Origin of the sequence: Acinetobacter higginsii (assembly GCF_000369845.1) — a bacterium.
Lineage (GTDB): Bacteria > Pseudomonadota > Gammaproteobacteria > Pseudomonadales > Moraxellaceae > Acinetobacter > Acinetobacter higginsii.
In genome coordinates this window covers 112,853-137,633 of the sequence record NZ_KB850223.1, presented here as the reverse complement: position 1 = coordinate 137,633, position 24,781 = coordinate 112,853, and the positions used below count along the sequence as shown (strand labels likewise).

At 41.7% G+C, this 24,781-nt stretch carries 23 protein-coding genes and 1 riboswitch; of the genes, 11 read left to right on the top strand and 12 right to left on the bottom strand.

Annotation, left to right across the window (positions count from 1 at the left end):
• Positions 1-89: 89 nt before the first annotated feature.
• Both F885_RS02045 and F885_RS02050 read left to right on the top strand, forming a co-directional pair.
• Complete coding sequence (locus F885_RS02045; protein ID WP_005322462.1) at positions 90-899, top strand: MBL fold metallo-hydrolase; 810 nt, start codon at positions 90-92, stop codon at positions 897-899.
• 1 nt (position 900) lies between these two features.
• On the top strand, positions 901-1,485 hold the full coding sequence (locus F885_RS02050; protein ID WP_032859819.1) for a dual specificity protein phosphatase family protein: 585 nt from the start codon (positions 901-903) through the stop codon (positions 1,483-1,485).
• A gap of 120 nt (positions 1,486-1,605) precedes the next feature.
• Here the strand turns inward: F885_RS02050 and F885_RS02055 are convergent, their stop codons facing one another.
• The 5 genes from F885_RS02055 to trpA all read right to left on the bottom strand — a co-directional run bounded on the left by F885_RS02055 (position 1,606) and on the right by trpA (position 6,682).
• A complete protein-coding gene (locus F885_RS02055; RefSeq protein WP_005322459.1) occupies positions 1,606-2,544 on the bottom strand; it encodes a DUF6929 family protein in 939 nt (312 codons plus the stop codon).
• Between the two features lie 94 nt (positions 2,545-2,638).
• Entirely contained in the window at positions 2,639-3,712 is a 1,074-nt protein-coding gene (locus tag F885_RS02060; RefSeq protein WP_004802818.1) for an SPOR domain-containing protein, read from the bottom strand.
• A complete protein-coding gene (folC, locus tag F885_RS02065; RefSeq protein ID WP_005322456.1) occupies positions 3,703-4,989 on the bottom strand; it encodes a bifunctional tetrahydrofolate synthase/dihydrofolate synthase in 1,287 nt (428 codons plus the stop codon). The genes F885_RS02060 and folC overlap by 10 nt, the downstream gene beginning before the upstream one ends.
• Positions 4,986-5,882 (bottom strand): acetyl-CoA carboxylase, carboxyltransferase subunit beta, encoded by an 897-nt coding sequence (accD, locus tag F885_RS02070; protein WP_005322453.1) that lies wholly within the window; start codon positions 5,880-5,882, stop codon positions 4,986-4,988. The genes folC and accD overlap by 4 nt, the downstream gene beginning before the upstream one ends.
• Positions 5,879-6,682, bottom strand: coding sequence for a tryptophan synthase subunit alpha (gene trpA, locus F885_RS02075; RefSeq protein WP_005192993.1), 804 nt, complete (start codon positions 6,680-6,682; stop codon positions 5,879-5,881). The genes accD and trpA overlap by 4 nt, the downstream gene beginning before the upstream one ends.
• 275 nt (positions 6,683-6,957) lie before the next feature.
• Between trpA and F885_RS02080 the strand changes: the two genes are divergently transcribed.
• On the top strand, positions 6,958-8,289 hold the full coding sequence (locus F885_RS02080) for a Na+/H+ antiporter NhaC family protein (protein ID WP_005322451.1): 1,332 nt from the start codon (positions 6,958-6,960) through the stop codon (positions 8,287-8,289).
• Between the two features lie 297 nt (positions 8,290-8,586).
• Here F885_RS02080 and F885_RS02085 read toward each other — a convergent pair whose 3' ends face one another.
• Positions 8,587-9,609 (bottom strand): AraC family transcriptional regulator, encoded by a 1,023-nt coding sequence (locus tag F885_RS02085; RefSeq protein WP_005322448.1) that lies wholly within the window; start codon positions 9,607-9,609, stop codon positions 8,587-8,589.
• Positions 9,610-9,725: 116 nt separating this feature from the next.
• Between F885_RS02085 and F885_RS02090 the strand changes: the two genes are divergently transcribed.
• Positions 9,726-10,601 carry a metal-dependent hydrolase gene (locus tag F885_RS02090; protein WP_005206151.1) on the top strand — a complete coding sequence of 292 codons (876 nt, stop codon included), beginning with the start codon at positions 9,726-9,728 and terminating at the stop codon, positions 10,599-10,601.
• A gap of 343 nt (positions 10,602-10,944) precedes the next feature.
• Here the strand turns inward: F885_RS02090 and F885_RS21080 are convergent, their stop codons facing one another.
• Entirely contained in the window at positions 10,945-11,235 is a 291-nt protein-coding gene (locus tag F885_RS21080) for a hypothetical protein (protein WP_225761726.1), read from the bottom strand.
• Positions 11,236-11,540: 305 nt separating this feature from the next.
• Complete coding sequence (locus tag F885_RS02095; RefSeq protein ID WP_005322444.1) at positions 11,541-12,536, bottom strand: DUF2804 domain-containing protein; 996 nt, start codon at positions 12,534-12,536, stop codon at positions 11,541-11,543.
• A 214-nt stretch (positions 12,537-12,750) separates the two neighbouring features.
• Between F885_RS02095 and F885_RS02100 the strand changes: the two genes are divergently transcribed.
• A complete protein-coding gene (locus F885_RS02100) occupies positions 12,751-14,529 on the top strand; it encodes a bifunctional metallophosphatase/5'-nucleotidase (protein ID WP_005322442.1) in 1,779 nt (592 codons plus the stop codon).
• Between the two features lie 61 nt (positions 14,530-14,590).
• Here F885_RS02100 and F885_RS02105 read toward each other — a convergent pair whose 3' ends face one another.
• The 3 genes from F885_RS02105 to F885_RS02115 are packed head-to-tail and all read right to left on the bottom strand — an operon-like array spanning position 14,591 to position 16,982.
• Complete coding sequence (locus F885_RS02105) at positions 14,591-15,103, bottom strand: DUF1543 domain-containing protein (RefSeq protein ID WP_032859817.1); 513 nt, start codon at positions 15,101-15,103, stop codon at positions 14,591-14,593.
• 9 nt (positions 15,104-15,112) lie between these two features.
• On the bottom strand, positions 15,113-16,342 hold the full coding sequence (gene trpB, locus F885_RS02110; RefSeq protein WP_005206155.1) for a tryptophan synthase subunit beta: 1,230 nt from the start codon (positions 16,340-16,342) through the stop codon (positions 15,113-15,115).
• Complete coding sequence (locus F885_RS02115; protein WP_005322437.1) at positions 16,326-16,982, bottom strand: phosphoribosylanthranilate isomerase; 657 nt, start codon at positions 16,980-16,982, stop codon at positions 16,326-16,328. The genes trpB and F885_RS02115 overlap by 17 nt, the downstream gene beginning before the upstream one ends.
• A gap of 119 nt (positions 16,983-17,101) precedes the next feature.
• Positions 17,102-17,315, top strand: a riboswitch (cobalamin riboswitch).
• 37 nt (positions 17,316-17,352) lie between these two features.
• On the opposite strand from F885_RS02115, the gene F885_RS02120 reads away from it, so the two are divergent.
• The 3 genes from F885_RS02120 (at position 17,353) to F885_RS02130 (ending at position 20,629) form a co-directional block, all read left to right on the top strand.
• Positions 17,353-19,197 carry a TonB-dependent receptor plug domain-containing protein gene (locus tag F885_RS02120; protein WP_005322434.1) on the top strand — a complete coding sequence of 615 codons (1,845 nt, stop codon included), beginning with the start codon at positions 17,353-17,355 and terminating at the stop codon, positions 19,195-19,197.
• A gap of 104 nt (positions 19,198-19,301) precedes the next feature.
• Positions 19,302-19,889, top strand: a complete 588-nt coding sequence (locus F885_RS02125) for a cob(I)yrinic acid a,c-diamide adenosyltransferase (RefSeq protein ID WP_005322432.1) — start codon at positions 19,302-19,304, stop codon at positions 19,887-19,889.
• A gap of 23 nt (positions 19,890-19,912) precedes the next feature.
• Positions 19,913-20,629, top strand: a complete 717-nt coding sequence (locus F885_RS02130) for a glycerophosphodiester phosphodiesterase (RefSeq protein ID WP_005322430.1) — start codon at positions 19,913-19,915, stop codon at positions 20,627-20,629.
• A gap of 33 nt (positions 20,630-20,662) precedes the next feature.
• Here the strand turns inward: F885_RS02130 and F885_RS02135 are convergent, their stop codons facing one another.
• Complete coding sequence (locus F885_RS02135; protein WP_005322427.1) at positions 20,663-21,190, bottom strand: META domain-containing protein; 528 nt, start codon at positions 21,188-21,190, stop codon at positions 20,663-20,665.
• A 211-nt stretch (positions 21,191-21,401) separates the two neighbouring features.
• Here F885_RS02135 and F885_RS02140 point away from each other — a divergent pair, with 211 nt between their 5' ends.
• The 3 genes from F885_RS02140 to F885_RS02150 all read left to right on the top strand — a co-directional run bounded on the left by F885_RS02140 (position 21,402) and on the right by F885_RS02150 (position 24,744).
• Positions 21,402-22,571 (top strand): acyl-CoA desaturase, encoded by a 1,170-nt coding sequence (locus F885_RS02140; protein ID WP_005193015.1) that lies wholly within the window; start codon positions 21,402-21,404, stop codon positions 22,569-22,571.
• A gap of 136 nt (positions 22,572-22,707) precedes the next feature.
• A complete protein-coding gene (locus tag F885_RS02145; protein ID WP_032859814.1) occupies positions 22,708-24,150 on the top strand; it encodes a protein adenylyltransferase SelO in 1,443 nt (480 codons plus the stop codon).
• A 12-nt stretch (positions 24,151-24,162) separates the two neighbouring features.
• Entirely contained in the window at positions 24,163-24,744 is a 582-nt protein-coding gene (locus F885_RS02150; protein ID WP_005322424.1) for a L,D-transpeptidase family protein, read from the top strand.
• The last annotated feature ends 37 nt before the right edge of the window (positions 24,745-24,781 follow it).

Below are 24,781 nucleotides of genomic sequence, written 5' to 3'. Positions count from 1 at the left end.
TTTTTATATACCAGCAAAAATTGTTTTGGTATTTCTGAATCAATCGGTTATAAAAATAATTCGATCCGCTACACAATAAAAAAAGCACCATGATCTACAATATCCACCATCTACATTGTGGCAGCTTCTGCCCGACTTGTGCGCCATTATTTGGACAAAAAGGTTGGAAAGCGCACCTCGTTTGTCATTGCCTGTTGATTGAAACTGATCGTGGCTTAGTCTTAATTGACACAGGTCTAGGGCTTCAAGACTATTTACATACTGAACAGCGTTTGGGCCCTTTACTTAAACAGTTTGGTTCAATTGTGCCGAATTTAAAACTTACTGCCATCCAACAAATTCAACAGCTCGGCTTTAACCCCAGTGATGTAAAACATATTTTTGTGACCCATTTAGATTTTGATCATGCCGGTGGAATTTCAGACTTCCCCAATGCCACTGTACATCTCTTAGCTGCGGAATTTAATGCCACTCAATCACTCACAGCCAAAGGCAAGCTCCGTTATAAAACGGAGCAATTCAAACAACATCGCCATTGGAGCTTTGCGGAACATAGTGAAGGTGAATCTTGGTTTAATCTACAAAAAGTCAAAGGATTAGCCTTATTTCAAGAGGAAATCCTGATGATTCCACTGATTGGCCATACTGCTGGACACTGTGGGATTGCAATTAAAAAGACTGATGGCTGGGTCCTATTCTGTGGCGATGCCTATTACACCCACTTGGAACTCAATCCAAAAAATAAACTCAGAGCCTTAGATTTCACTGAACGCTTATTGGCTGAAAATAATCAACTGCGTTTGCAAAACCTCAAGCAGTTACAATATCTCGCTCAACATGAACCAAGCATTGAGTTAATTTGTGCGCACGATCCCGTCGAATTCAATCGTTATCAGTAATATGAAAAAAACACTCCTTGCCCTCACCCTGATTTCTACCCTCAGTGTAGGCGGATGCATGAAGCATTCAAGCCTCAATGATGAACAACGTCCAAAAAACTGGGGAACACTGATTTCACAGCAGCATAATTTTTATCAAATTAGCAATGATGTATTTCGTAGTGATCAGCCCAGCAATGAACTCATTCCAAGCTTAAAACAATATAACATTGATACGGTCATCAATCTCAGAGCCAAAAATGAAGATGCCAAAGTTTTAAAAGATCAACCGTTTAATCTTGTGCATATTCCAATTTATACATGGGCCATCAATCGTCAAGATCTATTACAGACCATGCAAGCGATTCAGACAGCCAAAGAAAAGAATCATAAAATTTTAGTGCATTGCTACCATGGTTCTGACCGTACTGGTGCAACCATTGCCATGTATCGGATTGTTTTTGAAAACTGGTCAATTGATGATGCGGTCAAAGAGATGAAACAAGGAGGTTATGGCTTCCATGTGATCTGGAAAAACATTGACCATTTATTTACGCCTGAAAATGTAAAATGGATTCAACAACAACTGTCTAATCCATCTCGCTAAATATTGTAATTATTTTGGACCAAGCTCTATTTATTTAATAGATAGAGCTTATTAAAGGAACTGGCTTATCCAGTCATTAGGAATCAATCTGCTCAAAATTGCATGATCACCAAGCAAGTTTTACTTCCCCTTCTGGTTTTCAAAAACTGAATGAGCCAACCAGACCTTTAAAATTTCAGAATCTCCGCCATCACTATCCGTGACCAATAAGAATACTTCCCCATCGGATCTCGACTCCAACCAAGTAATCCCTTCAACTTTAATAGCGAGCGTTTTACCTTCTTCATCTTGAATCAAATGACTGGATAACGCCTTACCATCTGGCGAGAACAGCAAAATAAAACTACCCAGCACATCACCATCGTCATAGGTATTTAATGTTTGCTCAACCGCTGCCGTGGCAATAATCAGATTTTTATCCACAAAGAAATAGGCATCAGAAATCCCACTTGCAGCACCCTCAATCTCAGGCAAGTTGAGATTAAGCGAGTTGATAAGCGCATTTTCCAAGGATTTTCCTGCTTGAATTTCAGCTAAATCAAAGACTAAAACACCGTGATGGCGATTAATATTGCCACGTTGAAAGATATAGAGATGATGATGGTCTGAACAGATTGCTTCTATATTCAGTTCAGCTCCACCCGTTAATTCAACACTGTTTTCTAAAAAGTGATAATCGACTGCATCCAGAAAAATGCGGATTTGATTGTTAGATGGATTATAAAGTAATGCTTGTTTCCGATTTTCGGTAGAACCTGATCCCATCACCAATAGTTGCTGTCGCCCATCCAAGGTGATGCAACTTAATGCTTCAAAATCAGGCTTTTTTGCTTTGCTCAATACGCTAAATGATATTTGCTCAGACGCCCCAGATAACGCAACTTTCTCAAAAACCGTTGCACTATCAATATTGTTGTTTCGATTGGTTTTGAGTAAGTAACAAACATCGTCCCCAACAAGGTAAACATCGTCCCCTATACAGGCAACACCAGACAGTGCACTAACATCAGAATCTTGCGAAAAAACAAATCGTTCTAATATTTTGATCGCTGTATTCATGATCGCGAGTCCCCTATTTAATTTTAATGGAACACTCACAGCATAAATAAAGCCTGTGATGTGTTCCTGATTTGATCTAGGGGATGATCAAGGTTTATCGTTGGTCAAGCGGAACCCAATCAATCACCCAAGCAGATTTCATATTTAAGCTTTCATCCGTTGTGATTTTCTTACGCGTGTTATCCGCAGTATCACGATCCTTAGCAGGACCAACCATAATACGGATCCCTTTAGAGGTCTGGCTGGTTGTTACCTTGTAGCCTTTAGCACGTAATTTCGACACAACAGCGTCTGCATTGGCTTGGTTTGCAGCCAATGCCACTTGTACCATCCACTTTTTATCACCATTTTCCATCAGATCGCGTGCTTTCTCAGCCTCAGCTTTCTTCTTGCTATCTTCGTCAGCTTTACGTTTTTTCTCATCAGCAGCTTTTTTCTCTGCTTCTGCCTTACGTTTATCTTCTGCTGCTTTCTTGTCTGCTTCTGCTTTGCGTTTATCTTCAGCGGCTTTCTTATCCACTTCTGCCTTACGCTTATCTTCAGCAGCTTTCTTATCCGCTTCTGCCTTACGTTTGTCTTCTGCTGCTTTTTTGTCAGCTTCTGCTTTACGCTTGTCTTCCGCTAACTTCTTATCAGCATCAGACTTTTGTTGATCTGCTTTCTGTTGTTCAGCGCGCTTCTTTTCATCCGCTTTACGTTTTTCATCCGCAAGTCGTTGAGCCTTGGCTTTTTCATCTTCAACCAATTCTGGCGGAATATTATCCGAGCTTTCTTGAGCTGCAGTACGACGTGCATTAATCGCCGCATATTCTTCTGCAGCTTTACGTGCTGCTGCAGCTTCGGCCTGCTGCTGCATCTTTAAGAATTCAGCCGCACGCGCTTCTTGTTCAGCCACCGCTTTTTCACGTGAACGGCGCTGCTCTTCCAGTAACCGCTTTTCTGTTTCCACATCGACAGCCAATGGTTGCAATGATACCATTTCGCTATCTTGAGCTGGCTGTGCCGTTTTCGGTTTAGTCTCAGTTTTGGGAATCGGATGAGTAACTGGAGCTTGCGTGTGATCTTGCTCAATTTCATCATTGCCCTTTAACAGCAATGCAGCTAATAAAACACCACCACCGAGTAGAACAACGCCGCCCATCCAACGTTGTTTGTTATTCATCGACATTCTTCTAAATACTCCCAGACCGCTTCTAAAGTATGAAACGAACCACAGACTAAAATCAGCTGATTGTTATTACTTTGTTTCAGCACAGTTTCAAACGCTTGCTGGATACTGCCGAACTCATATACCTGTTGCCCTTGCAATGCATCATGTATCTGTTGCACTGGTGCGGCTCTAGGCACATCTAAATTAGCAATAAACCAATCTTTTACTGTTGTTTTTAGTAAATCAGTGACCGATGGAATGTCTTTATCGGCCAACATTGAAAATACTGCAACAACTTCTGTGTACTGTTTATTGTATTTTAAGAATTTTCGCAACTGCTTCAATAAAAATTCGACGCCATGCGCATTATGCCCAGCATCAAAAATTACGGTTTTATCTTGGATTTGTCGTATTTCAAAACGACCTTGTAAGCGTGCTTGTTGAATCCCCGTAGCAATCGCTGCTTGAGAAACCTCAACACCACTCACCAATACAGCAGCTACTGCGGTAGAAATATTGTCGAGTGCCAGTTGTCCAACAGGAAGCTGTAAGGTTGTGCCAGAAGACGCAAATGACCAAGTTTGGCCATCATCATTCTGCTGGTAAAAATAATCTCGATTCAAAGCATATAGCTGAGCTTGGGTTTCAACCACTTTATCTTGAATGGCTTGCGGCAGTTGTTGCTGACCCGCGAACACCACTGGAATATTCGGACGAATAATCCCTGCTTTTTCAAATGCGATTTTTTCTACGGTGTCGCCGAGCCAATCTACATGATCTAGACCAATATTGGTAATCACAGCAATATCAGGATCGATCACATTGACCACATCAAGACGACCGCCTAGGCCGACTTCAAGCACCCAAACATCACATTGTTGCTGTTTAAAAATCAAAAAAGCAGCCAAGGTGGTTGCTTCAAAAAAAGATAAACTTAAACCACATTCACGTCGTGCTTGATCAACTAAAACAAAAGCATCAACCAGACTTCGATCATCAACTTCAACACCCGCCAACTTTACCCTTTCATTAAAACGATAAATATGCGGTGATTGATACAGGCCAACCTTGTAACCTTGCGCATTTAAAATCGCAGCCAAAGTTGTGGTGGTTGAACCTTTACCATTGGTTCCAGCGACGGTAAACACCTTCGCTTGAGGTTGCATCACACCGAGCTTTTCAGCAACGGGAAAGACGCGTTCTAAACCTAAATCAATGCCTGTAACATGAACATGGCCCCAATAATCGAGCCATGTTGTTAATGTGTCTGTTGAATGTGGAGCGAGTGGTTTCAAGGTAAATTCATCAGCTTAGCGACAAGTCTGTATACAGTATCACGTAATGCATGACGATGAACGATCTGATCGACCACACCATGATCAAGCAAATATTCTGCACGTTGGAACGGTTCTTCCAGTTTTTCACGTACTGTTTGTTCAATCACGCGTTTACCTGCAAAGCCAATCATCGCTTTCGGTTCAGCAATATGGACATCGCCGAGCATCGCCAATGAAGCGGTCACACCACCGTATACAGGATGAGTGAGTACCACCAAGTATGGAACACGCGCTTCTTTCATTTTTTGGATTGCAGCCGCAGTACGCGCCATCTGCATCAAAGACAACATGCCTTCTTGCATACGTGCACCGCCAGAAGCAGCAAAACAGATCATTGGTTGATGCAATGCGATTGCACGTTCAGCCGCTTGTACAAAACGGTCTCCGACCACGGTTCCCATTGAACCGCCCATAAAGTCGAAGTCAAATGCACACGCAACCAAGTCCAAACCTTTGAGTGAACCTTGCATAACAACAAGTGCTTCGGTTTCGCCAGTTTTGTCTTGTGCTTCACGCATACGATCTGGATAAGGTTTGCTATCCACAAATTTTAATGGGTCTTTGGCACTAAACTCCTGCCCCAACTCGCCATTCACTTGATCAAAGAACCAGTTCAAACGATCACGTGCACGCATCCGTAAGTGCTCATCACACTGAGGACACACATAGGCATTAAATGACATTGCAGTACGTGTTACCAGCGCATGGCACTCAGGACATTCAATCGTAGGCTCAGTAAAGGTCGCTTTAAATATCTGCTGTTGATCTGCAACCTGAATACCAGGGACATGACGCTCAGTCCAAGGTGTTGAAGGGCTAAGAACCTTCCCTGATGTTAACTCTTGACTCATACTAACTCATCGAGCGCAGCTCGAAGCTCCTTCACTTTATTCACCGTCTGTTGCGCAGCTTCATCCGCTGGCAATGTCGCAAAAGATTTAACGAAAGCACTTCCTACAATCACGGCATCGGCAACTTGACCCATCGCTTTTGCAGACGCAGCATCACTAATCCCGAAACCGACGCCCACGGGCACATTGGTCTTAGACTTAATTTTTGCAATACGCGCTGCTGCTTCAGAGGTATCTAAAGTTGCTGCACCTGTCACACCTTTGAGTGACACATAGTAAACAAAGCCGCTCGCCTGATTGACCACATGTTGGATACGTTGGTCGGTTGAAGTAGGTGCAAGCAAGAAGATCTGATCCATTCCATTTTGTTGAAGAACTTCACCTAATTGCTTAGACTCTTCTGGCGGTAAGTCCACCAAAAGCACTCCATCAACACCGCAGTCTTTCGCATAAGCAACAAACTTTTCATAACCAATGACTTCGACAGGATTTAAATATCCCATCAATACCACTGGTGTGGTTTGATCTTTTTCACGAAAGGCTTTCACCATATCCAATGCATCTAAGGTATTGGTTCCACCAGCCAAAGCACGCTCAGCGGCTAAAGCAATCACAGGGCCATCTGCCATTGGGTCAGAGAATGGAAGACCCAGTTCAATGACATCGACACCCGCTTCAACCATTTGGTGAAGCAATGGAACGGTTACCTGTGGATGCGGGTCACCTGCCATAACATAAGAAACAAGCGCTTTACGTTGCTGAGATTTAAGCTGTTCAAAACGAGTGGCAAGACGTGACATAGGATTATGCTTTCCTGATTTATATAAATTAAGGAGTTGTTTGTAGTCATACAAAAACACTGCATTGTAACGCTATTTTTTGTTCATTGAACAGAGTTTGACGTGAATGCGACAGTGAATCTTGCTACTTACAACAGCCTTGCTACATTTATCTATATTTTGAGTTTTTTCTCAATGATCAAAGCTTCCTAATTTTGGACTGTTCGCATTGCATTTTAGAAATCAGCCAAGCTCCTTTATACTAGCCGCAATTTTTAAGTTTTCTTTTTATTTTTATGTCTGCCCACTCTCAGGAAAAAGTACAAAGCAATGCCCTTGCTTTGCTACCGCTATTGGTATTTTTGATCATCTTTCTCGGGAGTGGTGTCTATCATTCAATGATTGGGACAGAATTTGCCTTCTATCAAGTCAAAGCACCTGTTGCAGCCATTCCAGCCGTGATTTTGGCGTTGTTGTTATATAAACAAAAACTAAATGCCGCAATTGAAGAGTTTTTGCAAGGCGCCAGTCACCCCAATCTGATTCTAATGTTTATGGTGTTTATGCTGGCAGGCGCTTTTGCCAGTGTCTCCAGTGCTATTGGCAGTGTCGATGCAACAGTACAGTTAGGGCTTTCGCTTATTTCACCAGAATTTGTCTTGCCGATGCTGTTTATCATTGCCGCGTTTATTGCAACAGCAATGGGAACATCGATGGGCACCATTGCCGCCTGTGCCCCGATCGCCTTTGGTTTTGCCCAAGCCACTGATATTGCACCTGTCTATGCCATTGGTGCTGTAGTCGGTGGTGCCATGTTTGGCGACAATTTATCTATGATCTCAGATACCACCATTGCTGCAACGCGTAGCCAAAATGTTGAGCTGAGGGATAAGTTTAGAGTCAATGTCTGGATTGCACTCCCTGCGGCCATTATTACCTTGCTGGTCTATATTTCAATGAGCCATGAGGCGGAATCGATTCAATCAACCCCTTATGATCTCTGGCTGATTCTGCCTTATCTGGCTGTGTTTTTCCTCGCTTTTACCCGTCTGCATGTCTTGGCCGTGCTAATGATCGGAGTGATTTTATCAGGGCTAATGGGCTTAACTGAAAAGCCAGATTTTGACCTCCTCAAACTGAATAGTGCGATTTATGATGGCTTTGTCAGCATGTTTGAGGTGGCATTACTTTCCATGTTACTCGGTGGGTTATCCACCTTGATGCAAAAAGAAGGTGGTTTGCAGTGGTTGATCCAACGTATCTATGCCATTACACGCCTATTCAAATTCGGTAAACAACGTGCAGGTGAATTAGGGATTAGCTTTCTGGTGGTATTCTCAAATTTATTTGTGGCCAATAACACGGTTGCAATTATTTTATCTGGGGATATGGCACGTGAAGTGGCAAGAGAATATGGCGTAGATCCTAAGCGCAGTGCAGCTTTACTTGATATTTTCTCGTGTGTGGTTCAAGGAATTATCCCCTACGGTGCGCAACTACTGTTGGCCTGTTCGATTGCCAAACTTTCGCCCGTTGAATTGATTGGCAATATTTATTATTGCTGGATTCTTGCGATTTGCGCAGTCCTTGCCATTGTCTTTAATTATCCACGTTTAAAATTGCGCTAAAAAATTTAGATTAATCATTGAATATAGCAACGACTCTTACATTTTTAATAATTTTTTAATTTAAGCGACAATTTACTATCGTGGCAGGCGACATGGATGTCGCCCGTTGGACTGGCCTTGCGCTGCATTTCAAAGCAATGCTTTAAAATTTGCTCAGGATGTACCGTCAGTCCAACAAAGGATTTTTGTTACTTTTCATCCATGAAAAGTAAAGAAGATATTAAAATGATCCGATAATTCATAAATTAAGTTACAGTAGCCAAAACCCATTTATTAAAAGTTGGTTAGCCATAAAATCTAAAGAGATTTTAAAAACTGCTTGGGAGTAACTCCTGTCCAACGCTTAAATGCCCGCCCAAACGCACTCTGATCAGCATAATTCAGCCGCTCCGCAATCTCAGAAAAAGATTTACCTTGCTGCAAATACAGCTTGCTATGTTCTAAACGGTACTGGTCCAGCACATCCTGAAAATTCAGTTCATAGGCCTTCAGTTGGCGTTGTAGCGTCCGTTCCGAACAATGCAAACGCTTCGCCACATAACTTTGCAACACCTCTTCCTGCTGCAATAAACCTTGCTCGATAAAGCCATGTATCTTTTGGCGAAATTGCTGCTGTTGGATTTCAAAAGAACTCACGCTATTCAATGAATGCTGCGCTTGAGTGGATAGGACTTGGTTCAATTGCTGATCTGCAGCAATACTTTTTGCCTTTAAAATTTGATTGGAAAAGCGGATGGCATATTGCCCCTGCTGAATCTGAATTGGGCAACCATAGAATTTTTCAAAATGATAAAGCGCAGTATGCGGCGCATAGCCAAATTGGATCATCTGCGGTGGTACTAAAGCATCCTGCACAATCGATTGTGAAATTTTAAAGATTAAGGCCAGATTGAGTTCATACATTTCCCGATAATCGCTATAGGATGCACTCCAAACAATTTGAATATATTCAGAAAACTGCTGTACATCGAGTTGTTCTAAATTGGTTTGTTTAAAGACCAGAGAATAATAGCGTTGTAATAGTTGAAGTGCTTGTTGTAGATCAATACTGGTCGATGCCAGATAGCCCATCAGCCCCAAATCTTGTAAATTGGCATGCTCCGCCAAGACCAAAGTAATCGGACGAGTAAAGTGTGGCTGAGCGGCCTGTAACAACAAGGCGTAGCGTTCGACATCAAAGTCACGCTCATCGGGATTTTCCAAACAGGCTTGAAAGGATTGCCAAAGTTCAGGTGCAACAACTTTAGACAAATCAATTTGTTCCTGTTGTAAAACACGATTAAACAAACGCAAATATCCAATGATTATTTTAACTGACATACGCCAATCTCATCCTGATCTGTCGTTATTTGTATAAAACTTGGCTGTAACTGTCAAAACATTTCATCGGACTTTTTCCATACTGAGTGCATGAAGAAAAACAAGGAATCGTCAAAATGAATGCACATGTTTCCTATCAAGTTGATCCTGTTGTCAGAACCAAACTGGACTTCCACCTCGACCAAGCACCGCGCTTCTGGTTTGGAGGTGATCCATTCCGTACTCGTATGTTTGATGCTTTAAGTCTTACCTTCCCTGATGGCGAGCGCTACTTTATCGAATGTGTCCGTTTATTCCGTGACAAAATTGATGATCCAGACTTGCAGGAACGTGTTGCTGATTTTATCCGTCAGGAAGCACAACATGGCATTGCGCATGACAAAATGAACCAAGTCATGAAGGATCAAGGCATGCCTGTAGATCAATTCACCACGCGTTTAAAGAAAATTTTTAGATTTGAGCTCAAGAATCGCTCTCCACAATACAACATTGCCATGACCGCAGCAGCAGAGCATTTAACCGCACTGATGGCCGATACCTTCTATAGTAAAAAAGAAACTTTGGCAGAAGCTGATCCTTTTGTCCGTGCACTTTTTGCGTGGCATGCGATTGAAGAAATGGAACATCGTGATGTGGCTTTTGATGTGATGCGTGAAGTCGGTGAAGTGCCTGAAGCCACCCGTCGCTTTGCACTAGTGTTCACCACAGTGATGATGTTTGGCTTTACCTTGTATCGTACTGATGTGATGCTTAAAACCGATGGTTTTAATTTAAGACAACGTTTTGATATGGCACGTAAAGGTTTACCGTGGTTCTTTGGTCGTAACGGTATTTTAACAGCGAAAAGGGCACAATATAGCGACTGGTTTAAAAAGGATTTTCATCCAAATCAACATCCTGTTATTCGCCAATATGATGTCTGGATTGATACTTTGGCTAAGACCAATGACCCAATTGCAGCAGGTGAAGCGTTCTGGCAGGCGGGTTTATAACCAAGGACAATATTGCAACGAGTTCAGCTTATTTCGGTATTGCTCTTAATTCACTGTGCGAACAAGGATTGCCTACAAGCAGAATATCTAGTATTCCACATCAGTAAGTCTTCAATTACAGTGTACTTTCTTCACTTAATCTGCAAGAAAGTACACATGTGTTTAAGCAATATTCAACGAAAAACTTATCAGCAATATTAATGACAACAACGAGAATATCCTCGACGGCAATGTAGGTATACCTTGCGGTAGAAAATGGCTTGTTAACGCCACACTCATCAGCACCTATATTTTATGATTTATAAAAACTGTTATTTCATAAAAATTCAAAGAGAATCAACGATTACTTCTCAATTTTTAAAACAAAATCCTGATTAAAATCTTTTAATCCATCCCTGACCGTCCCAGAAATATTGATCTTATAAATACCAGACTTCGTGGGTGTGCCCTCAATCTTCGTCAAAGCATGCGGAGCAAACGGTTTTTCCCCTTGACCTGATGAAATAATCAAACCACTGTTTTGATCAATATTTGACGCCACAACAAAAGTATCTTCAATTACACCATATTCCTTCATCTTTATTTCTGTGTAATAAGGGCTTCCAACTTTTGCTGCTGGAATTTCTTTTGTCAAAAAGACATCCTTATTTTCATGAGAACACCCGAATAGAAATAAAAATGTGAGTACGACAATCTTAGGCCGTAAGAAAAACAGAGTGCTTAACACTGAATTTGAAAATTGAATATGCAATGTCCGTTGTTGTACGATTGAGCCATGTTTACTCAAAACATCAAATATTTTAAAAATCATATTATTAGATTTAATCACCCTCAATTAAATAACGATTTTATATGAACCCAAAGGCATTACACACAAAATCACCTTATGATAAAAACCCACTCACGCCATTATGGCTAAAACCATTCAATTCGACATGACTACCACTTCGCGTAATGTTGTTCTAATAAGCCATATTCATTATCTAAGGTCACTAACTCCACCTGTTCATGTGCAATCGTACCACTGACTTTGGCTTGCCATTGATTAAACTGACTGCCAATCAAACGCAAATTAATATTTTCAAAACGGCACCAGCCTGTTTCCACCATCAAATTCAAACATCCACCCAAAGAACGAATCGACCAAGTGTTTTCATTTTGCTGTTCAAATAAAACATCAGTCAGTGGAAATAAACGACCATTCACCCATAAGGCATTTTCATTGCCAAAACTTTCATTGACTCCCGATGCAAGATTCAACCCAATACGACGGTCCTGCGCATCACGGAACTGGCAAGACAACCAAAACCAAGCTGTTTCAGGGCGCAAAAAACCACAGGTATCATCCAAAGCTGCAAGACTATGGGCATTAAATTCAATCTGTTGTCGATCAGGGCTGATAAAGAATCCCTCAACTGCCAATGTGGTTTGCTTCTGGGTATAAGTCCAGCCATTAATTCCCGTCGGGCTACACAAACTTAAGGCATCCGTACCTGCACAAAAAATTCGGGCTTTCAATTGTACTTCACCATGTTTGGTCACTTGAATGTAGCGCACCCCATTGGCATGCTGCATATCGAATTGATAAGCGGATTTTTTAAACGAACTTTGGCTAAATAAGGGTTGCTCGTCGAGTTGTGTTTTTAACGCTAAAGGTTGAATCGCATTCCACTCAATCACTTTTTTAGATTGATGGTCGTAGACATAGAAAAAACCATGACCTGCCCAAGATAAATCGACAATCGCAACCCCAATACTGTAATGCTCATGCTGCAAACCACAGAATTTAAATTTTTTATATTTAAGTTGTTTGCGCCAGCCTGTTAGCACCTGCCCATAAGGCGTTTTATAAATATAGTCGTCCAGATTAATCCGCGAAGGGACTTGCTCAAAACGTCCGTAATGCGGTTGACCATTGGCTTGTATCAAATCCATTTTATATTCCATGATTGCTAGGTCGCAGCTACGCCCATAATAGACTGTAAGTGATCAAATTTACTACTATTTTTATATAAAGAAGTGCAACTTAATTCACATTTTAACCGATAAATCCAAGTCCCTAATGGACTTTTTTAGCTCACAATTTCATCAAAGATTCATACATAAGTTTTATTTTAAAAAACAATCTTATACCACTCGATCAAAAAACATGACGACTCAACGACTCTTAAAAGCAAACGTGCTCTGTCTCATGATGCTGGCTTTAACAGCATGTAATGACGACAATGATAATAATCAAACACCAACCGTTGAACGCAAAAATCAAAATATCAATATCCTTGCGTTTAATGATTTTCATGGCAATTTAGAACCGCCGAAACGTTTTATTGAGGCAGATGATCCAAACGATAATAGTAAAACTGTACGCATTCCTGTCGGTGGAGTGAGTTATTTTGCTGATGCAATTAAAAAGCTGCGTGCGCAATATCCAAACAATGCGGTCGTGTCAGCAGGCGATTTGATTAGTGCTTCACCGCTCACATCATCGTTGTTCTTAGACGAGCCAACTATTGAAACCATGAATGACATTCAGATTGATTTCAATGCGGTCGGTAATCATGAATTTGACCGTGGTACAGATGAATTACGTCGTTTGCAAAATGGTGGCTGTCAGCAATATACCAGTGCAAAACCCTGCCAGATCAATCCAAAATTTGAGGGTGCCAAATTCAATTTCTTGGCTGCCAATGTCTCAATGAAGGCTGATCCCAAGAAAACCCTATTCCCTGCTTATAAAGTCAAAACTTATGGTGGCATTCCAGTGGCCTTTATTGGCATGACCCTAAAAGCGACACCAAGCATCGTATCCGCGGCGGGCATCAAAGATGTCGATTTCCATGACGAAGCCGATACTGTGAATGCCTTGATTCCTGAGTTAAAAAAACAAGGCATTGAAGCGATTGTGGTGGTGGTGCATGAAGGTGTGGCACCTAGTACCAAGTTTAATAAAAAAACCTGTGATGGTCTTAGTGGTCCATTGCTCGGTATCCTCGATCGTTTAGATCCAGCGGTTGATGTGGTGGTTTCTGGTCATACCCATCAGTCTTATATCTGTGACTATGCTACCAAGAATCCACAAAAACCGTTTTTACTCACTTCTGCGGGTCAATATGGTACAGCCATTACCAACATCCAATTAGAACTGGATGGCAAAACAGGTGAGGTGATTAAGAAAGATGCCAAACAAGTTCCGATTCAAAGTGAAGCCTATAGCTCTGGTACAACCACAGTGAACTTGACGGATCTATACGAAAAATTTAATAAAACCCCAAGCATTGAGGCGATTCTGGATAAATATCGCCAAGCCGTTACCACCATTTCAGCCCGTGTGGTCGGTACAGCCAATGCTGTGATTAATCGTAATGCCACCGAAAGTGGTGAAAGCCCACTCGGGAATTTAATTGCCGATGCACAACAGGCCATGGCACTCGCAGCAAGTAATCAAGGCTCTGACTTTACTCTGATGAATCCGGGGGGTGTTCGTGCCGACTTATTGGTAAATAGCAGTAATCAGATCACCTTTGGTGATGTCTTTACCGTACAGCCTTTTGGTAATTCAATTGTGACCCTTAGCTTAACAGGTAAACAGATTCGTGATGTGTTAGAACAGCAATGGTCAGGTGCGAACGCAGCCACAGTTCGTATCTTACAACCATCCAAAGAGTTCAGTTATTCATATAAGAAAGACAACTCGACTTCACCACGTGCCAGCAATATCTTGGTTGCAGGACAAGCGCTGAATGATAGCAAGGTTTACCGTGTGACGGTCAACAGCTTCCTCGCGGATGGTGGAGATAACTTCACGGTATTAAAAGAAGGTAAAAATCCAGTCGGTGGTGGACAAGATATCGACGCCTTAGAAAAATATGTGGCGCAGCATTCTCTACTGACGGCACCTAAAACAGATCGAATCAAAGTACTTCCTTAACTACATACGCAATAAAAAAATAGGGAAGCAATTGCTTCCCTATTTTCATGTTTACTACTGATTAATCCAAAGTCAGATAAATATTTTCCCAAACTGTAAGATTAAACTCACCTTGAATTAAATGGATATAACGTCCTGCAACATGATCAATTGGAATACAATCATCGACATCGACCACACGATCGGTATGCGGTTTATGCCAATCTTGTTCGATAAATTGTTTACCCAACTGTTTTGCAATCCCTGCATCTGGTGCAAGCACCAAATGGTAGCGATGTAATTCACCAAAAGCGTTAAGTGAATATCCACCTAGGTTAATCAAATATAATTTTTCATCCGAAGCTGACGGTGCGGCATCGGAAAACTGAATTTGATAATTCACGCCTTGTGATTGAACACCTGAAATCTGTGCCCAAGCATCGATATGTAAACCTTTCGACTCACCAAACCAAGCTTGTTTGAGCTGAGGTATGACTTCAGACAATGATTCACCTATTGCCATTACCACATCATGGACTTCGGTATTGGCTCTGGCATGTCGGCCACCCAACATCACCATAAACAAACTTGGCATTGTAAAAACTTACATCTCGACCATTTCAACGCCATCAATACGCGCAACCGTCATCAAGTCTTTATCACCACGACCTGAAACCGTTGCAATAATGATCTGATCTTTCGACATGGTTGGTGCGAGTTTAGTGACGTAAGCCATCGCATGCGAGCTTTCAAGTGCAGGAATAATCCCTTCGATTTGAGTAAGATCACGGAAACCTTGTAATGCTTCATCATCATTGATTGGCACATATTCAACACGGTTCATGTCTTTCAGAAAACTATGCTCAGGACCAACACCAGGATAGTCCAAACCCGCTGAAATACTATGTGTTTCAATGATCTGACCTTGTTCATCAGACATCAAATAGGTACGGTTACCATGTAACACACCGACATGACCTGCATTCAACGGCGCAGAGTGTTTGCCTGTTTCAATGCCATAGCCTGCTGCTTCAACACCGTACATTTTCACGTCTTGATCATTCAGGAATGGATAGAACAAGCCCATCGCATTTGAACCACCACCTACACAAGCCACAAGAGCATCAGGTAAACGCCCTGCTTGTTGCTGGATTTGTTGGCGAGCTTCACGGCCAATAATGGATTGGAAATCACGAACCAATTGCGGATATGGATGTGGGCCTGCCACCGTACCAATCACATAATAGGTGCTATCCACATTGGTGACCCAATCGCGCATCGCTTCGTTCATGGCATCTTTCAATGTTTTTGAACCACTTTGTACTGGTACAACCGTCGCACCCAACAAACGCATACGGTAAACATTCATAGCCTGACGTTTCACGTCTTCAGCACCCATGTACACCACACATTCCATGCCTAAACGTGCTGCAATGGTTGCGGTCGCCACACCATGCTGACCCGCGCCTGTTTCCGCAATGATGCGCTTCTTACCCGATAGCTTTGCCAATAAAGCCTGACCAATGGTGTTATTGACCTTATGCGAACCCGTGTGGTTCAAGTCTTCACGTTTCAGGTAAATTTGCGCACCACCGAGGTGCTGAGACCATCGTTCAGCATAATAAAGTGGACTAGGACGACCAACATAGAAGGCAAGATCACGGTCAAACTCTGCCAAGAATTGAGCATCATTCTTCATACGACCATAAAGACTCTCGAGGTCTTCAAGTGCAGCCATCAACGTTTCTGATACAAAACGTCCACCATGAATACCGAAATGCCCTTGAGCATCTGGAAACTGGGTGTAGTCAATCACGTTATTTTGCTGATCCACGTTGGACTCCTTGCATAAATTTTTCAATCAGTTGTTGGTCTTTTATACCTTTTGCGGACTCGACGCCTCCGCTGACATCTACAGCAAATGCCGCTGTAGTATCAATAGCTTCACTGACATTTTCAGGGGTCAACCCACCTGCCAAAATGAGTGGAATATCTAGTTGGGGAAATTGGGCCCAGTCAAAACTGTGTCCTGTGCCGCCTTTCAGTTCAGGATGCCATGCATCCAACAGCACTGCACTGGCTCCCGCTGCTTGATAACGCTGGATTTCAGCCACAACATCTAAATCAGGTTTAACTTGAATGGCCTTATACCAACGGCGTTTACAGTGTGCTGCAATTAATTGACATTGTTCTGGTGTTTCATCGCCATGTAGTTGTAATACATCTAAAGGAACGGAATCAAGCACCGTTTGGATTTCTTCAGCACTGGCATTTACAAATAAGCCGACCAACTGCACATACGGCGGTACCAGCTTTGCCAAAGTTTGGGCTTGCTCAATACTAACATGTCGTGGACTGGGTGGAAAAAACACAAAACCAATCGCATCTGCCCCTGCTTCTACAACGGCGTGGATATCTTGTGCTCGGGTAATTCCACAAATCTTGGCGCGGGTTCGCATTTGGCTTTGGCGCATGAGCTGTCCAATTAAAACTGAATATTTTTGAAACTCTCGCATTGTAATGCAATTTGACTTGCTTTGGGCAAAGTTCATTCGGAAATGCAATTGTTTAAAAAACGTTAACACTTTATACTTTGCGTAATCTTGCAACAAGTCTAAAGCAAATTCTTTTGTTTATAGGGAAGTTGGTGTAAGTCCAACACTGCCCTCGCAACGGTAACACCGAATCACTCATCTCAGCTCAACGCCAAATCACTGCATCGGTATGATGTGGGAAGATGATGAGTAACATCATTCATTTGATGATTATAGTGAAGTCCGGAGACCTGCTTGTTGTTTATTTCCACATTATCATTCACGACGGGTGAATGTCTGGAGCGACATCATGTCTACTGTTTTTCAACCGACTCGTTTAGTTGGTGCTATCGCTATTGCGATGGGGTTTTCTTCACCTGCTTTTGCTCAAGATCAATCAAGCGATAAAACTGCGACGCTAGATACGATTGTTGTGACAGCATCTCGTTCTGAGGAAAAATTAAAGAATGTTCCTGCACGTCTAACTGTAATTGATCAAAAGACAATTGAACAAAATCCTTTATTAAATATATCTGATGTGATTCAACGTGATCCATCTGTATATATCAAACAAAGTGGTGGCTTAGGACAAATTTCTGAGATTTCACTTCGTGGCACCAAATCAGTTCACACACTCGTTCTTAAAGATGGTGCTCGTCTAAATAGTCAAAATGAACTTGGCCCACTATATCCAGCTTTTTTAGATACAACCGATGTTCAACAAGTTGAAATCTTAAAGGGACCTGCATCTGTACAATATGGTAGTGATGCAATTGGCGGTGTTGTTCAGTTAATTTCAAAAAAACCTGAAAAAACAGGGGCAGATTTAACAGGTATTTATGGGGAAAATAATACTTATAAAACGATTGCCAATGCCAATTTAGTTACTGATCAAGGTTTTTATGCACAAGTAGGTGGCCAACGCTTAGAAAGCGATGGCACTCGTATCTTTGAAAGCCAAGCTAAAAATGAAAAAGCAAGTTATGACCAAAAAGGCTATCATGCCAAAGTCGGTTTTTATCAAGAAAATACCATAGATGCTTCTGCATCGATTAGTGAAAATAAGGGAACTAATATTTTCAGTAATGACTATATTACCAATACAGCACAGCGTTTATTTGAAAATCGCGTCATTAATGCCAAAGTTTCCTACAATATTTTGCCTGATTTAATCGTCAACGCACGTTATTCAAATGCTCAAGACAAGCAAAATGTACCCGCTTATGGCTCGCATTATGACACTGAAAATAACGAAGGTGATTTAAACCTAAAATGGAAATTCACACCAAATCAAAACGTCTTAATTGGTGCAACCTACACGGATGCAAATTATAAAACCAACACAATTCTGAAAGGTGATCAGAGTGTTGATAGCACAGGCTATTACCTACAACATCAATTTAAAAATGAACAATTTGATACGCAAGTGGGTGTTCGTTTAGAAGACAATGAACGTTTTGGCGATCATACAGTTGGACAAGCTGCAATTCGTTATCATTTCTTACCTAATGCAAGTGTTTATGCAAATATTGGTAGCGCATTCCGCGCACCAACACTAAATGAACTCTATTCACAATGGGGTGGCAACGAAAACCTTGCCCCAGAAGAAAGCACTTCTTATGAAATCGGTTCTGATTACGATATCACACCGAATATCAGTACTAATCTTTCTGTTTATCATACAAAGATTAAAAACCTCATTACCTATAATGCCGGTACAAATAAAAATGTAGCGAAAGCAAATTTCACAGGTGGCGAAGCTGGTATCAAATGGCATCAAGATGATTTATTTTTATCAACACAATATGCTTACGTAAGAACAGAAAATGAAGCGACTGATCTAGAAATTGCTTATCGCCCACGTCAAACCTTAACAGTCAGTACAGGGTTAGAAAATGCAACTTATGGGATCAGTGCCTCAGTAATCGCACGTGCTAAATCTTATGCAGACTCGGCAAATACGACTCGAGTACCTGGTTATGCAACCGTAGATTTAAATGCTTATTGGAATATCAATCCAAATGTGAAGGTATTTACTAACATTCAAAACGTAGGCGATGTTGAGTATCGTGAGGTATTAAACACCTATCCTTCGAATGATTGGTACATTAATACAGGTCGCCTAGCTTCTGCGGGTGTCACATTCCGTTATTAATCGCGTGATAAAATAATAAAAAATATTTTCTTAACTCCAGTTTCGGGGTAATGTTCTGACCGACATTATCCCCTTTTTATTTTTAGGATCAGAGAAACAGAACTATGGGACATCGTTTAAGTAAAATCTATACACGTACAGGTGACTCAGGCACAACAGGTCTGGGAGATGGCTCACGTGTTGCCAAAGATGATTTACGTATTGCCGCTTTGGGTGATGTCGATGAACTCAATGCAACCATTGGCGTACTTCGTGCACAAATCAGTGCCAGCACAGTTGAAAATAAAGCGCATTGGGATAAAAGCTTAAGTCTGATTCAACACTGGTTGTTCGATTTAGGCGGTGAAGTGTGTATTCCAAATTACCACCTGCTTCAACCTGTATGCATCGAGTTCCTCGAAAAAGAAATCGATCACATAAATGAATCTTTGCCGATGTTAAAAGATTTCATTTTGCCATCAGGCACTTTAGCTTGTAGTTATGCACATCAAGCTCGTGCAGTCTGTCGTCGTGCAGAACGTGCATTATTGTCAGTACATAATCGTGACCAAAATATTCAGGCAACCGCATTACAATTACTGAATCGCTTATCAGACTGGTTGTTCGTTGCTTCACGTGCCTTACAACGTGCTGAAGGTGGTAGCGAAGTGCTATGGCAAAAAAATATTAACGACAGTATCGATCAAGCATAATTTTTCAATCAAGGCAGAAACAAATGCGAATTATTGGTCATCGTGGTGCGCGTGGTGAGGCCCCTGAAAATACCTTAGGTGGTTTTCGCTATTTGCATGATTTAGGTATACGTGCCGTTGAATTTGATGTGCGCCAACTGAAAGATGATCAACTGGTCGTGATCCATGATGATGATTTTGTCCGTACTGCAGGTCGTTCACAACAGGTAGAAAACTGTAGCTTAGTTGAAGCTCAGCAATTCGATCACCGCCATCAATGGCAGGCATGGGCATTTGAAGAATACACGCCGAGCCTGTTACATGTTTTAGATTGTTTAACTGATTTTGAGCATATCGAAGTTGAAATTAAAGCGGTTGCAGATGAAGCTGCAGCTGAGCGTTTGGTCTATCAACTGCATCAAGATTTAAAAGGTTTTGAAGCAACCGCGACCATTACCAGTTTTGATGTCAAAATCTTGGCAGTATTGCAGCAACATCAGAGCCATTTTAAACGCGGGCTGTTGGTGGAAATTCCCATCGGGGAATATGCAATCGAACTGGCACAGCAATATGGCTGCGGTCAAATTGGCTGGGGAGATGCCTTAGCAACAGATGAGATTATTCAACGGACCCAACAGGCCAATCTTGAGATTAGTGTCTGGACAGTGAATGACATTGAACGTGCCAAACATCTTCAGCAATTGGGCATTCAAGGCTTGATTACCGATGTACCCACCACGATGTTGCAGCATTTGAAGTAAGCAAAAGGCGGAATAAATTCCGCCTTTTTTTATTTACTTTTTACGTTGTGCCTGAATAAGACGTTGCCCTTTTGCATCTAATAAATATAAGTTTGCACCATCCAACTGGAAGCGCTCAACTCGTTGAATTGCATCCATCAAGTCAGCTTCTTGTGCTAACGCGCGGTTACAGCTCTGATGTTGAGCCATCACATCAAAGTCCAGTTTACGTTGGGTGAAATCGTATTTATAACGACCATAAATATTGTTGCACCCAGTATGCCCTGTCACCATTTTTGAAACAGAGTTAAGCAAGAAGCTTGGATACTGGTTAAAGAACAGTGCTCGCTTGCCCTGAATCGTTGTAATCTGCCATTCGATATCCTGAACGCCATCTGTACTCTTACGTACTTGCATTGCCGGTGGCTGAGTTACTCGCTTGGGCTGCAAGGTGTTTTTTTGCACAGGTTTTGGCTGGCTTTGGCATGCAGCAAGCATAACTGCAGCAGAGAATATTAAAGTTTTGTTAAAAAATGCCTTCAAAGAAAAAATGGGATTTTTCATGGTAATTTGCTCAGACATTGATTTATTTCACCTTTTAATTCATTGATTAATTTTACAAATGAATTCTGTTACTGTTCTTTCGATACAACTGTAGAATAATGCTAGTGCTAATTGATTTGGACATGCTAATATCAGTGATAAAATAGCAATATATCGTCATGATTGGTTTTGCTATCTCGTTTAGTTTTATTATCTTGTGCAAACAAGGTTTTTAGGAGCGCTGACGGATATGACTTCCGCCCCACTCAAAAAAGCACCCATTAACTGGACTGCTAGCATTACCTTAATTGGAACACCAATTCTTGCTGCTATATTAATTCCTTTGTACGCCTATTATTATGATTTTAGTGTAAGTGCATGGGTGAGTATGATTTTCCTATTGGCACTCAGTAGCCTAGGAATTACAGCAGGTTATCACCGTCTATGGGCACATCGTGCTTATGAAGCAGCATTACCGCTTAAAATCTTACTCATGATTGGCGGCACCTTTGCTGTTCAAAACAGTATTTTATTCTGGGCTTCAGGTCACCGTACCCATCACCGCCATGTCGATGATGTTGATGAAGATCCGTATTCAATCAAACGTGGCTTTTGGTATGCCCATTTAGGTTGGATGATTCGCGATCACTCCCCATCTAAACCAGATTTTAAAAATGCACCTGATTTGCTCAATGACAAATTGGTGATGTTCCAACACAATTACTATGTGCCAATGGTCATCGCAGTTCACGTTGGTGTATTAGGCTTGATTGGTTGGGCGACAGGCGATATTTGGGGTGTAATTTTACTCGGTGGTTTATTACGTTTGATCATCAGCCATCATGTCACCTTCTTTATCAACTCACTATGTCATATGTGGGGCAAACGTCCTTATACCGATGAAAATACGGCGCGTGACAACTTTGTTCTGGCTATTTTCACTTGGGGTGAGGGTTATCATAACTACCACCACATTTTCCAATACGATTACCGTAATGGTGTGAAATGGTGGCAATATGACCCAACCAAATGGTTGATCTGGACCAGTTCTAAACTTGGTTTAGCAAAAAACTTACGTCGTATTCCTAGCTTTAATATCAAAAAAGCAGAGCTTGCGATGAAGTTCAAATATGCGGAACGTGACTTGGCGATTTATGGTCATGATGTGAATACTGACATCGTGCAAATGAAACAACGTATCGCGCAAGAATATGAAGCTTTCACCCATACTTTAAATGATTGGGCTAAGCTGAAAGAACAAGAACTTCAAGCGAAAAAAGCAGCGATGGCTGAGAAAATTCATCAGATGGATCACAAACTGAAAGTTGATTTCCAATTGCTTGAACACCGCTTAAGTCACCATCGTGAATGTTTAGAAACCTTGATGCGTAATATCAAAAAAGCGCCAGTTTCTGAATAAATGATCGATAACTAAAATGGTCTCAAGAGAGGCCATTTTTTATACCTGTTCATCTACCTTTCCCCTTTCTGACGATTCCCCATTTCACACTAATTTTTGCTATAGTCATGATTCAGCTCTCTCTGATGTTTCAGTTATGCAATTCAATCCCCGCTATGCTTCCCTCAATCCTAAGCTCTATCACCAGCAGCAGCCAAGTCCATTGCATGGTGCCAAAGCAGGTCATTTCAATGAAGCTTTAGCAAATGAATTGCAATGGAGCGAAGAAGATAAAGCCAACTGGGTTGAAATTTGTAGCGGACAAAAAACCTTTGCTGAATTTCCCCCACTTGCTATGGTTTATGCAGGCCATCAGTTTGGACAATGGGCTGGTCAGTTAGGAGATGGTCGCGGTTTGTTGATCGGGCAAATCCTAAATAAACAAGGTGAAACGATTGATCTACATCTCAAAGGTGCAGGTTCAACCCCCTACTCGCGCATGGGCGATGGCCGTGCTGTACTGCGTTCAGTAATTCGTGAATATCTCGCTGGACATGCGTTAAATGCTTTGGGTGTTGCATCAAGTCATGCAGTTGGTTTTACCAGCTCAACTCAAGGCGTACAGCGTGAAACCTTAGAGCTAGGTGCGATGCTGTTGCGTACTTCCGAATGCCATATTCGTTTGGGTCATTTTGAATGGATCAATCAATACTCGCCTGAACTCTTGACTGAATTCACACAAAAATGTATCGAATGGCATTATCCAGCATGTCTCGAAGCTGAAGATCCAATTCTAGCGTTTGCTGAAGCCGTGATTGAACGCACAGCCATCATGATCGCCAAATGGCAATTGGTTGGCTTTGCGCATGGGGTGATGAATACCGATAATTTAAATATTACTGGCTCTACACTCGACTTCGGACCTTACGGTTTTATGGAACGTTTCCGCCCGAATTGGATTAACAACCACTCAGACTATCAAGGGCGTTATACCTATCAAAATCAACCGAGTATTGGTCATTGGAATCTTTGGACATGGCTAAATAATTTAATTCCATTAGCGACCCTGGAGAAAAAAGAACAGTTCAAACTCGATCTAGCAGCATGTTTAGAAAAGTTTGAGCCAACTTTCTTAGCTCATTATGGGCAAGGCCTATGCCAAAAAATGGGTCTACCCGATTTCCATAAGGACAGTCTAGAGTGTAGTTTTGCCTTTCTGGGTATTTTGCAAACCGAGCAGCTCGATTACACACAAAGTTTTCTTCGTTTGCAGCAACAAGATTACAAAGCAATAAGAGATGACTGTATTCATATACAACAGTTTGATGACTTCCTAACACGCTATCAAAATATCCGACAACATCAAGATACTGATGCCTTGGATAAGATCATGCTGCAGGTCAATCCACAGTATATTCTGCGCAATCATATGGCGCAGAAAGCCATTGAACTTGCAGAACGTGGTGACTTTAATGAGGTTGATCGTTTGTTTAAGTTATTAAATCTACCCTATCAAAAACAACCTGATTTAGAAACTGAACAGGATACTGGGCCACTACCAAACGATGTACCTGAAATTTCCGTCAGCTGTTCATCTTAGAAGAAGAAATCTATGAAAATTGGGCTGATGATCGGATGTGCGATTTTAATCCTATTATTGGGACTGGCTTATTTCCAGTATGGTAAGTTCATCCCAACATTTGCAGCAACACATACGCCTCTTTCAGCCGAAGAAATACAACAGCTTCAACAAAACAAACCTGTGACTTCAATTGAAGTGTTTAAAAGCCAGCGCATTTTGCAATTGAAACACCAACAGGAAGTCATTCGCAGCTATCCTATGCGTTTAGGCTTTGATCCGATCGGACACAAACAGTTTGAGGGTGATGGCAAAACTCCTGAAGGGACTTATTCTATCGATTGGCGAAATCCTCAAAGTGCTTACTATAAGTCTTTGCACATCTCCTATCCCAACAAAGAAGATAGCGACTATGCCAAACAACATCAGCGCTCGGCAGGCGGTGATGTGATGATTCATGGCACTGTGCCAACACGGGCAACATCACTTCCGGCAAGCGCAAGCTATATGCCACGTAAGGACTGGACGCTGGGCTGTATTGCGGTGACCAACGCGGATATGGATGAAATATGGCAATTGGTCAAGGATCACACTCCTATTATCATTCGTCCATAAAGGTGTTAGTATTGGACAACTTTTGGGGATAAAGACG